The organism is Pseudoalteromonas agarivorans (assembly GCF_024518735.1).
Classification (GTDB): domain Bacteria; phylum Pseudomonadota; class Gammaproteobacteria; order Enterobacterales; family Alteromonadaceae; genus Pseudoalteromonas; species Pseudoalteromonas atlantica.
In genome coordinates, this window is sequence record NZ_JANIGJ010000003.1 from 218,636 (window position 1) to 232,407 (window position 13,772).

Consider the following 13,772-nt stretch of genomic DNA (forward strand, 5'->3'; position numbering starts at 1 on the left):
GAACCCTTTTGAAACATTCATATTTGGCACTTTTTATAGCCGCTTCACTCACACCTAATTTTTATGCTCACGCGGCACAATCTGCAGCTAATACCGACTCAATTGAACGTATTGAAGTAGCAGGCCAAACGATTAAATCTCAAGGGCTTTCTGTAAAAGATGCCACTATTAACGGCCCCTTCGGCGACAACCTTGTGCTGCAAGACATAGCACGCTCAGTAACACCTATTTCAAGCGAGTTAATAGAGCAACTAAATATTACTACCCTACAAGACGTACTAGCCGTGAGCCCAAACACATACTCTGCAAGTGGCTTTGGTGCACCCAGCTTACCTACTATTCGTGGCCAGCTAGGTGAGCTTTTTCAAGATGGTACACGCCGCCAAGCAGGTAATAATGGCTTTGGCGTGCCGTTATCGTTCAATTCTGTAGAACAAATAGATGTAGTAAAAGGCGCACCGCCGGTTTTATTTGGTTCAAGCCAACGTAACGGTGGTTTTGTAAATCTACATTCTAAAGCTGCCTCTACAGATGAAAGTAAAGGTAAAGTTAAACTCTCAGCCGGGCGATGGGATCAATACAGTGCGCAAGTAGATTACACTGCCCCCATTATAAAAGATAAAGTGGGCCTTAGAGTAAGTTACGAGCACCTTGATGAAGGCAGTTACTACGATTACTCAGGCACTAAAAGCGACAGTTTATTTGCAGCACTACGCATATTGCCCGATGATAAAAGCAGTTGGGATATTAACTTTGAGCTATACCAAGTTGAATTTACCGATAACGCTGGTATTAACCGCCCTACCCAAGCCTTAATTGATGATGGCCTTTATATTACCGGCCAAGGCGTGCAAGCCAATGGCAGTACCGTACCTGCAGCGGGTTCAATTGTATCGCCTACTGGGCAAGTAAAAATAGATCGCAGCACCGTACTTACCGACCCTGATAACCAAAACGAAGCAACCACTTATTTAATTCACAGCATTTATAAGCGCGAGCTAAGTGCTAATGTCTCGCTTAAAAACATTACGTATTTTCAGCATTTACAGCGTGAAGAAATAGCCCAAAACAGCTTTGTAGAAATTATAGACGGCGCCGATACAGCGCAAAACCGCACTGAGCTTATCTACCGTTGGAATAGTGACCAGCAAACAATTTTTGCTTTTGACGTACGCTATAACAAAGTACTTGGCTACAGCCAATTTACTACCGAGGCCGATTTACCAATTGATTTAACTGGCCCACTTTCAAACCGCCGCATTCCCTTAACCGATGCACAAAAAGCACGTTTAGTAGAGCTAAGCCCAGGTGTATTTGTATCGCCTGGCGGCCAATACGATTTAGATAACGATGGCAGCGGCGACTTTAACTTATCAGACACCACCGACTCACGTTCATGGCAAACAGGACTTGCTATTCAGCAAGACTCAGATTGGGGCGATAAACTTCATACTAGTGTGGGTTACCGCGTTGATTTTTACGATGTAGAAGCAAACGACCCTATTGCACCACAAGGTCAAGTTGCCGCAAGCGACAGCATTAACGAAATACTGCATTCTGGCCAAGTTAGCTTTAATTACAAATTAAATAGTGATTACACCACCTATGGTGCAGCAAGTTATAACGAAGCAACATCAAACAGTATGGCTGGCGGCACATCACTTGGCGGCGATAACACAATTAGCGCACAAAATTTTGCTACCGAAAACACCTTAGTCGAGTTTGGCTTAAAGTACGCTCCAACCGATAGCGACTGGTACGCTGATGGCGCGGTATTTAGCCAGCGCCGTAGTTTACGTAATCGCGACGGCAGCAATACAGGTATTCGTACTACAGGTTTTGAAAGCCAAGTATTTTACGATGCCTACCCTTATTGGCTAAGTGCGGGTTACAGCTACATAGACGCTCGTTACGACAATTCTGCAAGCAGTCAAGATTCTGCTCAAGTAATCGATGCGTTTGACAATTCACGCCCAGATATTATTGCAGGTACCGGCGTTGGCGCACCAAGTTTTACCGCGTTTGCACCTTCAAACCGCCAAGTTCAGGGCATTCCTGAGCAATCGTTCAGTTTTAACGGAAATTATTCAATTAATTCGAAATGGCAAATGGGTTTTTCAGGTCTATATACAAAGAGTTACCCATTAGACTTTTTAGCAACAGTTAAAATTCGTGATCAATACACGCTAAACGTTAATACTAGCTACGCATTTACGCCTAGCACTAAGTTGCGATTAGATGTAAACAATGTCACTAATCAAAAAAACTGGCGCCCAGTATTTGAAGGGGGTTACTTTGGCGCAACATTGGCATTTCCTGAATTGCCAATAAACGCAAAATTAACACTAACCCATAATTTTTAAGAGCGGTTGAGAGAACATGATTAAAAAACTATTTTTGGTATTGATTGCAGCAGCGGCTATAGGCTTGTTCTTTCACTTTAATTTACACCAGTTACTTACGCTTGAAGGCTTAAAAGGCTCGATGGATCAATTTAGCCAATATAAAGAGCAATCGCCATTATTGGTTTTTGGTGGCTTCTTTTTATTATACGTAGTGGTAACGGCTCTCTCATTACCGGGGGCGGCTATATTAACACTAGCCGCAGGTGCGTTATTTGGCTTAGTTGAAGGCTTATTGGTTGCCTCGTTTGCCTCTACGGTAGGTGCTACGCTTGCCTTTTTAGTATCGCGTTACTTATTGCGCGATACGATTAAACAACGTTTTCCTGAGCGCTTAGACGCTATTGACGCAGGCGTTGAAAAAGAAGGTGGCTTTTACTTATTTACGCTTAGATTAGTGCCTGTATTTCCGTTCTTTTTAATTAACTTATTGATGGGTGTTACCGCAATTAAAGCATGGACCTTTTACTGGGTAAGCCAAATAGGCATGCTGGCGGGTACATTTGTATTTGTAAACGCGGGTACGCAACTTGCGCAAATTGAAAGCTTATCAGGCATTTTATCGCTCGATCTTATTTTATCGTTCGCTTTATTGGGTGTGTTCCCTTTTATTGCTAAAGGAATCTTAAACGTGTTTAAAAAACGTCGCGTATACAAAAATTACACTAAACCTAAAAAGTTCGACCGCAACATGATTGTTATTGGCGCAGGTGCTGGCGGCTTAGTGACAAGCTACATTGCAGCAGCAGTTAAAGCCAAAGTAACGCTAATTGAAGCCGGCGAAATGGGTGGCGACTGTTTAAACTACGGGTGTGTGCCAAGTAAAGCTGTGATTAAAAGCGCTAAAATTGCTGAGCAAATTCGCCACGGTGAACACTATGGCTTAGAAAACGCGACACCGCAGTTTTCGTTTAAAAAAGTAATGGCACGTGTACATAAAGTAATTGCCGACATCGCACCACACGATAGTGTTGAGCGTTACACTAACCTAGGCGTAGATGTAGTAAAAGGCTACGGTAAATTATTAGATCCGTGGACTGTAGAAATTAAGCTTAACGACGGTGGCACGCAAACATTAACAGCCCGTACTATTGTTATTGCCACTGGCGCACGCCCATTTGTACCGCCACTTCCTGGTATTGAAGAAACAGGCTACGTAACAAGCGATACATTATGGACTAAATTTGCTGAGCTTGAAGAAGCCCCTAAAAAGCTTGTTGTACTTGGCGGTGGCCCAATTGGGTGTGAACTTGCACAAAGTTTTGCACGATTAGGCTCAAATGTTACGCAAATTGAAATGGCTGAACGCATTATGATCAAAGAAGACCTAGAGGTGTCTAAATTTGCCCACGAAGCGCTTATTGAGAGCGGCGTAAACATTTTAACCTCGCATCAGGCACTGCGCTGTGAAGCGCGCGATGGTAAAAAATTCATTGTGGTAAAACCTAATGATACCGAAATCGATATTGAATACGATGAGCTACTATGTGCTGTGGGCCGAAGCGCTCGCCTTAAAGGTTACGGCCTTGAAGAACTCGGTATTGAAACTAATCGTACTGTAGTCACTAACGAATACCTAGAAACGCTATACCCTAACATTTTTGCCGCTGGCGATATTGTAGGTCCGTATCAATTTACGCACGTAGCCGCTCATCAGGGTTGGTACGCAGCAGTGAATGGCTTATTTGGTAATCTTAAAAAGTTTAAAGTAGATTACCGTGTTATTCCGTGGACTACGTTTATTGACCCTGAAGTAGCACGTGTTGGCTTAAACGAGCAAGACGCTATTGATAAAGGCATTGACTATGAAATCACTCGCTTTGAATTTGAAGAGCTAGACCGCGCCATTACCGACAGCGCCACCAAAGGCTTTATTAAAGTAATTACACCAAAAGGCAAAGACAAAATACTCGGTGTTACTGTGGTATCTGAGCACGCTGGCGATTTAATAGCTGAGTTTGTACTAGCAATGAAACACGGTTTAGGCCTTAACAAAATACTAGGTACTATTCACAGCTACCCTACTTGGGCTGAAGGTAACAAGTACGCAGCAGGCGAGTGGAAACGCGCTCACGCACCTGAAAAAGTACTTAACATGCTTGAAAAATACCACACATGGCGCAGAGGCTAATATGTTTAAAACACCTTTAAAAGCGCTATTGTTAGGGTCTGCTTTGCTTGCAACATCGTTTGCAACGTCATTTTCGGCCCAAGCTCAAAACATGCACGAGGGCTGGAACGCATTATTAAACAACCATGTTGTAGCTATTAATAATGGCCACAGCACTGAGGTTGATTACGCAGCAATAAAAGCTAAGCACAGCGAGCTTAAAACCTATTTAGATTCGCTATCGGCTGTTACGCAAAATGAGTTTGATACATGGGAAAAACCAAAGCAACTGGCGTTTTTAATCAACGCGTATAACGCCTTTACTGTTGAGCTAATATTAAAAAAATACCCAAACCTTAAATCAATTAAAGATTTAGGCAGCTTTTTTAGCTCACCGTGGAGCAAAGAGTTTGTGCCATTACTTGGTAAAACGCGCAGCCTTGATGATATAGAACATGGTTTAATACGTGGCAGTGGTAAGTACAACGACCCACGCATTCACTTTGCTGTAAATTGCGCAAGTATTGGCTGCCCAGCCCTACGTGAAGAAGCCTACACTGCCACTGATTTAGAAAGCCAATTGCAAGCGCAAACGGTGCGTTTTTTATCAGATACAACCCGCAATATAGCGCAAGATAACACGCTAAGTGTATCTTCAATATTTAAGTGGTACGGCGAGGATTTTGAACAAGGCTTTAAAGGCGCAAACACATTGCAGCAGTTTTTTATGCAATACCCTAAAGCTCTAAAACTGGTACCCGCTCAGCAAAAAGCGCTTAAAAATAACAACATGAAAGTTAAGTTTTTAGACTACAACTGGGATTTAAATGCTCGCCAATAAATGTTGGCAAACATTATCGCGATACAGCTTTTGCTGCATCGCGTTTTGCATTTGCCTTGTTATTAGCTTTAAAAGCCTAGCAAGTACACAATTACAAAGCCGTTGGCAGCAAATTGAAAGCTTAGGTAAAAACCAAAGCGTATATTTTTATGCATGGGGCGGCGATGCGCAAATAAATGCATATATTCAATGGGCTGCGCAGCAAGTAAAAGCCAAATACAACATAAACTTAGTACATGTAAAGCTAAGCGATACCAGTGAAGCAGTAAGCCGGGTACTTGCCGAAAAATCAGCAAACAATAACGATAAAGGCAGCGTAGATTTAATTTGGATAAACGGTGCTAACTTTGCAACCATGAGCGAGCACTCGTTATTACTTAAACAATGGGCTAATAAGCTGCCTAATTTTAGCTACACCGACCCTAGCAATAATCCCGCTGTTAATTTTGATTTTGGTATACCCACTAATGGAATGGAAGCACCTTGGGGCCAAGCATCGCTCACCTTTTACTACGACAGTTTAGCAATTGATGGCACTGCAAATAACACACTACCAACAACCCTAAATCAATTACTTAACTGGAGCGCACAAAATCCAGGGCGCTTTAGCTACCCAAAGCCCCCTGATTTTTTAGGCATGAGCTTTTTAAAATACGCGCTTGTTATGCTACATCAACAAAGCGATGACACACTTAAAGCACAGTTAAATCAGCCAGCTACTGCACAAAACACAGCCCAAGTATTAAACCCATTATGGGATTTTTTAAATAAGCTGCACCCAACACTTTGGCGCGGCGGTAAACACTTTATGCAAAGTGGTGCACAAATGCGCCGCTTAGTAGGCGACACAGAACTAAGCATAGCGTTTACGTTTTCAGCGCCAGAAGTACCCGCCGCCGTTAAACGTTATGATTTACCAAAAAGTATTCGCAGTTATGCAATGCAAGATGGCAGTTTAAGTAACACCCACTTTGTAGCCATACCTTATAATGCAAGCCATGCACAAAGTGCGCAGTTAGTGGCTAATTTTTTATTGAGCCCAGAGGCGCAAGCTCAAAAACAAAAAGCACCTATATGGGGCGATAAAAGCGTGCTTATTCAATCAACGCTAGCACCACAGCAGCAAGCTTTATTTAAAACAACGCAACCGCATCCAAGCGCCCTGCCTTTAAATAGTATTAAACGCACGCTAAGTGAGCCACACCCAAGCTGGGTAAATGCTATTTTGCAAGGTTGGCAAGCGCGTTTTGGAGTAAGCCAATGAGTGTTGTATCAAATAAGTTAGCAGCGAGCCTAACGCTTAAACCACATAAAAGCGCCGATATGTTTAGTAAATTAGTTAAATTAAGTCCACGCTTTTTACTGGCATTATTAATTTTGCCGGTAATAGGCGGCTTAATTAGCGTGCTATTGCCCGCTTTTGGTTATGCGCCGGTACTTGAGCATACAACACTTGGCCTACATGGCTTTACTATGCTCATGCAAACACCCGGCCTAACACACATGGTTATGCTAAGTGTTGGCAGCGGATTAATAAGTACCTTACTAGCCTTTACCATTACATTAATGATTTTAGCGGCATTTATTAATAGCCCGTGGCTTAACCGTATTCAGCGTTTATTGAGCCCGATACTGGTAATTCCCCACGCGGCAGCGGCTATAGCGGTTGGTTTTTTAATTGCGCCTTCGGGAATGATCTCGCGTTTAGTATCGCCTTGGTTTAGTGGGTGGGAACTTGCGCCTAACGGCATGTTTCCGCATGACGCGTTTGGTATTAGTATAATTTTAGGCTTAACCCTTAAAGAGCTGCCTTTTTTACTGTTAATGGCGCTAGGTGTGCTTGCCCAACCTGAGCTTGGCAAAAAACTGCGCCAACAACATAAAGTAGCGCTTAATTTAGGCTACTGCCCTATGACGGCTTTTTTTAAAGTAGTATTACCAAGCCTTTACCCATTATTGCGTCTACCTATTCTCGCAGTATTGGCTTATGCCAGTGCAAGTGTAGAAATGCCACTTATTTTGGGGCCAAATACCCCGCCAACGCTTGCTGTTGCTATAATGCACTGGTTTAACGATGTAGATTTAAACCTGCGTATTAAAGCCTCTGCGGGGGCATTATTGCAGCTTGTACTTACTGGTGGTTTACTAGCTCTTTGGCTTGGCGGCGAAAAAGCGATAAAAGCATTATTTAGTAATTTACTCACCAATGGCGAGCGAGAATATGGTGGCGTTTATTGGCAAAAAATAACAACCGTATTAACGGTATTTGTAATTGGCTTTATTTTGCTTTCGTTAACTGGCTTAATTATGTGGTCGGTTGCCGGATTTTGGCGTTTTCCGGCGGCACTGCCCGAGCAGCTCACGCTACTTCACTTTAAAAGTGCGCTAATGCAAATGCAAAGCCCGCTTTTTAATACCCTTGCTATAGGGCTAGTTACTACGTTATTTGCCATTATTATTACCCTTTTGTGCTTAGAGTCAGAGCAATTAAGTGCCAAACCCATGTCGCGCTTTACCAGCTTAATTATTTATTTACCGCTGCTTGTACCAAGTATTGCGTTTTTATTTGGCCTAGTGTGGCTGCAACAACTAGTAAATAACCAGGCCGCGTTTTTTAATGTGGTATTTACCCATTTATTGTTTGTACTACCGTATGTGTTTTTATCGCTTGCGAGCAGTTATAGGCGCTTAGACCCTCGCTTTGCTCATGTAGCAGCAAGCCTTGGCGCAACGCCCTGCAAAGTATTTTTACAAGTGAAATTACCCCAGTTATTTGCTCCTATTTTAATTGCGGCGGCACTTGGTTTAGCCATTAGCTTTGGCCAATACCTCCCCACGCTTTTAGCCGGTGGCGGGCGCATAGCAACCATCACAACCGAAGCGGTTACCCTTGCTAATGGCGCAAGTAGGCGCACCAGTGCAGTGTATGCCATTATGCAAATGGCATTGCCACTCATTGGCTTTATACTGGCGTGGGTGTTACCTAAGTACTTTTTTAAAAGCGCCCATCGCTAACCCATAAATTAAAAGGTTTTTAATGCAGTCATCTTTAGAGATTAAAAATTGTGAGCTTTATCGTCAAAACCAGCAATTACTTAGCTTAAACGAACAGGTAAAAGGCGGCGAAATACTCACTGTTATGGGGCCATCAGGCAGTGGTAAATCAAGTTTATTAAATTGGCTTACCGGCACATTACCCAACGGCTTTAGCGCAAATGGCGAAGTGTGGCTTAACGGCGAAAATATTAATAACTTGCCCGCACATTTACGCCACATAGGCGTGCTTTATCAAGATGCGTTATTATTTTCGCATTTATCGGTAAGCGGTAACATTGCTTTTGCTATGCCTAAAGGTAATAAAAAACAGCGCCTTGAAAAAATAGAGCACGCCCTTGAACAAGTTGGACTAAAAGGCATGGCTAATCGCCACCCCGACAACCTCTCTGGTGGGCAACAAGCACGCGTAGCTTTACTGCGTATGCTATTGAGCGAGCCAAAAGCCATTTTACTTGATGAGCCCTTTAGCAAGCTCGACACCCAATTAAGAGTAGATACGCGCGAGCTGGTATTTAGCCAAATACGCGAGCATAAATTGCCCGCTATTATGGTAACTCACGATCATAGCGATGCAGAGGCTGCAAACGGCAAACTGATCACCTTAAATTTAGCCAAGTAAACGCACAAAAAGCACAAGGCACCAAGCATGTTAGACAAATACATCACCCCAGTAATAAAGCCACTGTTAACTCCCGTTGTAGCGTTAATGCACAAACGCGGCATAACGCCCGACCAACTTACTGTGGCAGGCTTTTTAATAGGCCTATTAGCTGTGCCATTAATTGCGTATGAAATGTGGTACGCAGCGTTAACGGCTATTGCTTTAAATCGTATTTTAGATGGGCTAGATGGCGCATTGGCACGCCATGCAAATTTAAGTTCAAGCGCTGGCGGCTTTTTAGATATTACCCTCGACTTTTTATTTTATGCGGCAATTCCGCTTGGCTTTATTTTGGCAAACCCCGAGCAAAACGCCATTGCAGGTAGCATATTACTGGCCACCTTTATAGGCACTGGCTCAAGCTTTTTAGCCTTTGCCATAGCCGCCGAAAAATTTAAGCTCGAAAAACCCCAGTTTAAATACAAAAGCTTTTACTATTTAAATGGTTTAACCGAAGGCACAGAAACCATCGCGCTGTTTATTGCCTTTTGTATTTGGCCGCAGCACTTTGCCCTAATGGCGAGTATTTTTGCCACTGCGTGCGCTATTACTATTTTTACACGTATACATGGTGGTTATAACACGCTTAAACGCCAAGAAGCTGATGAGGTTACACAAGCCAATGAGTAATGAAATTTGGTGGCGATTAGGGTTCTTTTTTAGCATTTTGGTTATTATGATGCTGCTAGAATCGCGTATGCCTGCCCGTAAATCGCCGATAAAAAGCACCACCCGGTGGTTGGCCAATTTTGGACTGGTGTTTGCTTCATCATTAATTGCTCGCTTAAGTGTGCCAATAGGCTTAACTGCCGTAGCGCTTTATAACCAAGAGCAGGGTATCGGTTTATTTAATCAAATAGCCACACCAAGTGGTGTTGCTATTATTTTAAGCATATTACTGCTTGATATAGTTATTTATTGGCAGCACCGGCTTTTTCATCAAGTGCCTATTTTGTGGCGTTTGCACCGTGTGCACCACGCCGATGCCCATGTAGATACCAGCACAGGTTTGCGTTTTCACCCTATCGAAATTGTGCTCAGTATAGTTATAAAATTGATTGCCGTTACCGCTTTGGGTGTACCTGCTATTGCAGTATTAATATTTGAAATAGCACTTAATGGATTAGCGCTGTTTAACCACGCCAATATACGTTTACCCAATGCCATAGAAAAACCACTTCGGCTCATATTAATGACCCAAATACTGCACCGTATTCATCATAGCCAACGTGTGAGCGAAACCAATTCAAACTATGGATTTAGCGTTATTTGGTGGGATAAACTGTTTGGTAGTTACAAAAATGAAGCGCAAAAAGCCGATAACGACATAGATATAGGCTTAAAAGAATACCCTAACCCGCAGCAAAACGCCTCGCTGTGGGGCTTACTAATTATGCCGTTTAAACGTAAATAAGCTGCCATTTCAAGTGGCTACAATACTATTAAAATAAACAATAAATTAAGCGGTAAATGCGTATTTAAATTTACACATTTACCTTATTAAACCCTCCAAAGCCTTACTCCCTATAATTTAACCTTTACAAGCTAAGCGCTTTAAAGGGTTTACTAACCTATTGAATGCTATGCCACTTTCACTTTGTTTTTAACTCTCGTTTTTGTAAAAAAGCAAAATTACACGCCATATAATTAGCCTAATACGGGTAAATCATCGCAATTAGCACTAACGTAATTGCTGCAGGTCACTTTAATATTTACCAATTAAGTAAAGTATTAATAGATGTATTAAAAATGCAACATTACAAATAATGTAAGCTGTTAAATTTATTAATGATTTAGTTAATAAACCCTATTGGTAAACTGGTCTTACCGTAAACTAAATGTAAATAAAACACACAAATATGTTGACCATTTACGTAGTGCGCAATATTATTTGTAAGCGCTTACAAAAACACATGATAAATGTAAGCGCTTACAAAAATAAATATGGTTCTTTTTAATAAGTTTAAACACACATTCTGACAACAATCTGTGAAACCGGGGTTCAGCTATGAACATTGAAAAAACACACATTGCTCGCTTACTGGCTGCTATTTCGTTAGCGTCTTTAGCTGGCTGTGGTGGCGACTCAGCCACAACATCTAATTTTGAAAATATCGACGCTTCTGAGCCAGTTTCAGATTGGCAACTAGTATGGAGCGACGAGTTTGACGGCTCTGCCATTGATACTAATAAGTGGAACTTTGAATTAAACTGCGATGGCGGTGGTAACAACGAAAAACAATGTTACACCGATAACGAAGAAAACGCCTTTATACAAGACGGTGTGTTAAACATTGTTGCCCTACCCGCAACAGAAGGCGCTGAAAAGCCCTACACTTCTGCGCGTTTAAATACCCGTTACAATGCTGACTTTACTTATGGCCGCTTTGAAGTACGTGCAAAGCTCCCTTCGGGGCAAGGCAGCTGGCCTGCGTTTTGGATGCTACCAACCGATGAAGAATACGGTACATGGCCACGCTCAGGCGAAATTGATGTTTTAGAATCAGTAAACCTAAAAACCGCTGACGAAGATGGCGGTGTTGAATCAAGTATTCATGGCACATTGCATTACGGCCGTGCATGGCCAGATAACAGCTACACAGGCCAAGAGTACAAATTTCCTGAAGATAGCAACCCAGCAGATGACTTTCATACTTACGCAGTAGAGTGGCAAGAAGGTGAAATACGCTGGTACGTTGATGGCTACCTATATGCCACACAGCGCCAATCAGAAGTATTATATAATTCCAAAGGCGAAGCCGCAGGTTTGAAACATCGCGGTTGGTTTGCAGAGTATTTTGAACAAGGTTCTGGCGAGCTAGAAACTCATTGGGATAGCGCTCCTTACGATAAAGACTTTCACTTACTATTAAATTTAGCAGTAGGCGGCGACTGGCCTGAAAACGTAAATGAGTTAGGCGTAGATGCCAGCGCATTTGAAAACGGCCAAACATTTGCAATTGACTACGTACGTGTTTATCAATGTGCATCAAACCCAGATACCGGCAAAGGGTGTGAAACTATTCGCCCAGGTTACGATAGCCTAGACGATGCCCTGCTAGAGGGCGAAGCGCCTATTCCTAGCCCGCCATCTACAGGTATTGCTACACCGTTAACTATTTTTGGCGACAGCTTTAACCCTAACTGGCCAGCATGGGATTGTTGTGGTGGCTCTACACCTGCAATTGTAAGTGATGAAGAGCAAGGCGACGTTGTTGAATTTACAATAGGTAGCGAGCCTACAGTGGTTGGTTTTATAAGCCGCGATGCATTTATTACTGATGAAAACGGCGCTGCAACGCCTTTTGATGCATCACCTATGCTAGAAGAAGGCTACGTACGCTTTAAAATGAAAGTAACCAGCGCACCAAGCGTGTCAGACACACCTTGGTTTGTAAAACTTGAAAGCACAGAAGCCTCAACCGATGCTGATATGCCGCTTACAAGTAGCGTTGAAGGCCAAGCACCTGTAGTAGGTCAGTGGCAAACCTATACGTTTTTACTTTCTGACCTTGCTGACTTAGATTTAGATATCAGCGCAATTGACGTACTTATGGTATTTCCTGAGTGGGGCACAGGCGAAGGCGCAACCTTTTTAATTGACGACGTTGAAATTACACAAGACAACCTAGGCGCATCACCAGAGCTGACTATTTTTGAAGATGAGCAAAACCTAGCATGGCCAATGTGGGATTGTTGTGGTGGCTCAACGCCTATCGAAGTAGTAGATGATGAAGCGCACGGTGTAACCGCTGAATTTAGTATTGGTGCAGAGCCTACAGTAATGGGCTTTAACAGCCGTACTGAAGTAGGTGGTGCAGGTGAGTCATTTGATGCAAGCAGCATTTTAGATGAAGGCGTTATTCAGTTTGACTTAAAAGTAACGTCTACCCCTAGCGACCCGTCAACTGCGTGGTTATTTAAAGTAGAAGCAAATGGTGCAACTTCATTTGCAGAACTTGAACTAACGCAAAGTGTTGAAGGTGTAGCGCCAGTAACTGGCGAGTGGCAAACTTATACATTTAAGTTATCAGATCTCGCAGGTGCGGGCCTTGATGTAAGTGCAATTGATGTACTTATGATTTTTCCGGCATGGGGCGCAGGTGAAGGCGCGGTTTACCGTGTAGATAATGTTAAAATTTACAACCCTAATGCAGCGCCCGTTGCCTCTGGTGAGCTAAACGTATTTACAGATACAGTCGCCGATCAGTGGAGCATATGGGATTGCTGTGGTGGTTCAACACCTACAACAGAAACCGACGATGATCAGCACGGCGCAGTGGCTCAGTTTAGCATTGGTGCAACACCTACTGTAATGGGCTTTTTAGCCGATGAAGACGTATCGTTTGATGCATCAGCCCTGTTAGAAAATGGCGTTGTACAGTTTGATTTAAAAGTAATAACAGCACCTTCAAACGTGGATGCACAATGGTTGTTTAAAATTGAATCAATTGGCGCTTCAAGCGCAGTAGAGCTGGCATTAACGCAAAGCAATGAAGGGCAAACACCTGTTACAGGCGAATGGCAAACATACACCTTCCCTATTGGGCAACTATTTGATGCGGGCTTAGATATTAGCGCTATAAACGTGCTCATGGTATTTCCTACGTGGGATATGGGCAACGGCGCATTATACCGCATAGATAACGTGATTATCGCGAATCCATAAAAACACACTACAATAGGCGCATGGCGCCTATT

The 13,772-nt window shown here is 42.8% G+C and carries 9 protein-coding genes; all 9 read left to right on the top strand.

Annotated features, from left to right (window positions below; translation table 11 throughout):
* Positions 1–8: 8 nt before the first annotated feature.
* The 9 genes from NQT65_RS07645 (at position 9) to NQT65_RS07685 (ending at position 13,740) form a co-directional block, all read left to right on the top strand.
* Positions 9–2,363, top strand: coding sequence for a TonB-dependent receptor (locus tag NQT65_RS07645; protein ID WP_256850843.1), 2,355 nt, complete (start codon positions 9–11; stop codon positions 2,361–2,363).
* Positions 2,364–2,379: 16 nt separating this feature from the next.
* The gene (locus NQT65_RS07650; protein ID WP_256850844.1) at positions 2,380–4,533 is read left to right on the top strand and encodes a dihydrolipoyl dehydrogenase family protein; all 2,154 of its coding nucleotides are present in this window, start codon (positions 2,380–2,382) and stop codon (positions 4,531–4,533) included.
* Between the two features lies 1 nt (position 4,534).
* Positions 4,535–5,353: a DUF547 domain-containing protein gene (locus NQT65_RS07655; protein WP_256850845.1), complete on the top strand. Its 819-nt coding sequence runs from the start codon at positions 4,535–4,537 to the stop codon at positions 5,351–5,353.
* Positions 5,340–6,617, top strand: a complete 1,278-nt coding sequence (locus NQT65_RS07660; RefSeq protein ID WP_256850846.1) for an ABC transporter substrate-binding protein — start codon at positions 5,340–5,342, stop codon at positions 6,615–6,617. Before NQT65_RS07655 ends, NQT65_RS07660 begins: the two co-directional genes overlap by 14 nt.
* The gene (locus NQT65_RS07665) at positions 6,614–8,368 is read left to right on the top strand and encodes an ABC transporter permease (RefSeq protein ID WP_256850847.1); all 1,755 of its coding nucleotides are present in this window, start codon (positions 6,614–6,616) and stop codon (positions 8,366–8,368) included. The genes NQT65_RS07660 and NQT65_RS07665 overlap by 4 nt, the downstream gene beginning before the upstream one ends.
* 22 nt (positions 8,369–8,390) lie before the next feature.
* Positions 8,391–9,029, top strand: coding sequence for an ATP-binding cassette domain-containing protein (locus tag NQT65_RS07670; RefSeq protein ID WP_096042815.1), 639 nt, complete (start codon positions 8,391–8,393; stop codon positions 9,027–9,029).
* A 27-nt stretch (positions 9,030–9,056) separates the two neighbouring features.
* The gene (locus tag NQT65_RS07675) at positions 9,057–9,701 is read left to right on the top strand and encodes a CDP-alcohol phosphatidyltransferase family protein (RefSeq protein ID WP_256850848.1); all 645 of its coding nucleotides are present in this window, start codon (positions 9,057–9,059) and stop codon (positions 9,699–9,701) included.
* Positions 9,694–10,485 carry a sterol desaturase family protein gene (locus NQT65_RS07680; protein ID WP_256850849.1) on the top strand — a complete coding sequence of 264 codons (792 nt, stop codon included), beginning with the start codon at positions 9,694–9,696 and terminating at the stop codon, positions 10,483–10,485. The genes NQT65_RS07675 and NQT65_RS07680 overlap by 8 nt, the downstream gene beginning before the upstream one ends.
* Positions 10,486–11,079: 594 nt before the next feature.
* Positions 11,080–13,740 (top strand): glycoside hydrolase family 16 protein, encoded by a 2,661-nt coding sequence (locus NQT65_RS07685; RefSeq protein ID WP_248533891.1) that lies wholly within the window; start codon positions 11,080–11,082, stop codon positions 13,738–13,740.
* Positions 13,741–13,772 lie beyond the last annotated feature (32 nt).

Bases quoted from the DNA above. Each gene is read 5' to 3' on its own strand.
- NQT65_RS07650 (WP_256850844.1), top strand. From the start codon at position 2,380: ATGATTAAAAAACTATTTTTGGTATTGATTGCAGCAGCGGCTATAGGC.
- NQT65_RS07655 (WP_256850845.1), top strand. From the start codon at position 4,535: ATGTTTAAAACACCTTTAAAAGCGCTATTGTTAGGGTCTGCTTTGCTT.
- NQT65_RS07660 (WP_256850846.1), top strand. From the start codon at position 5,340: ATGCTCGCCAATAAATGTTGGCAAACATTATCGCGATACAGCTTTTGC.
- NQT65_RS07665 (WP_256850847.1), top strand. From the start codon at position 6,614: ATGAGTGTTGTATCAAATAAGTTAGCAGCGAGCCTAACGCTTAAACCA.
- NQT65_RS07670 (WP_096042815.1), top strand. From the start codon at position 8,391: ATGCAGTCATCTTTAGAGATTAAAAATTGTGAGCTTTATCGTCAAAAC.
- NQT65_RS07675 (WP_256850848.1), top strand. From the start codon at position 9,057: ATGTTAGACAAATACATCACCCCAGTAATAAAGCCACTGTTAACTCCC.
- NQT65_RS07680 (WP_256850849.1), top strand. From the start codon at position 9,694: ATGAGTAATGAAATTTGGTGGCGATTAGGGTTCTTTTTTAGCATTTTG.
- NQT65_RS07685 (WP_248533891.1), top strand. From the start codon at position 11,080: ATGAACATTGAAAAAACACACATTGCTCGCTTACTGGCTGCTATTTCG.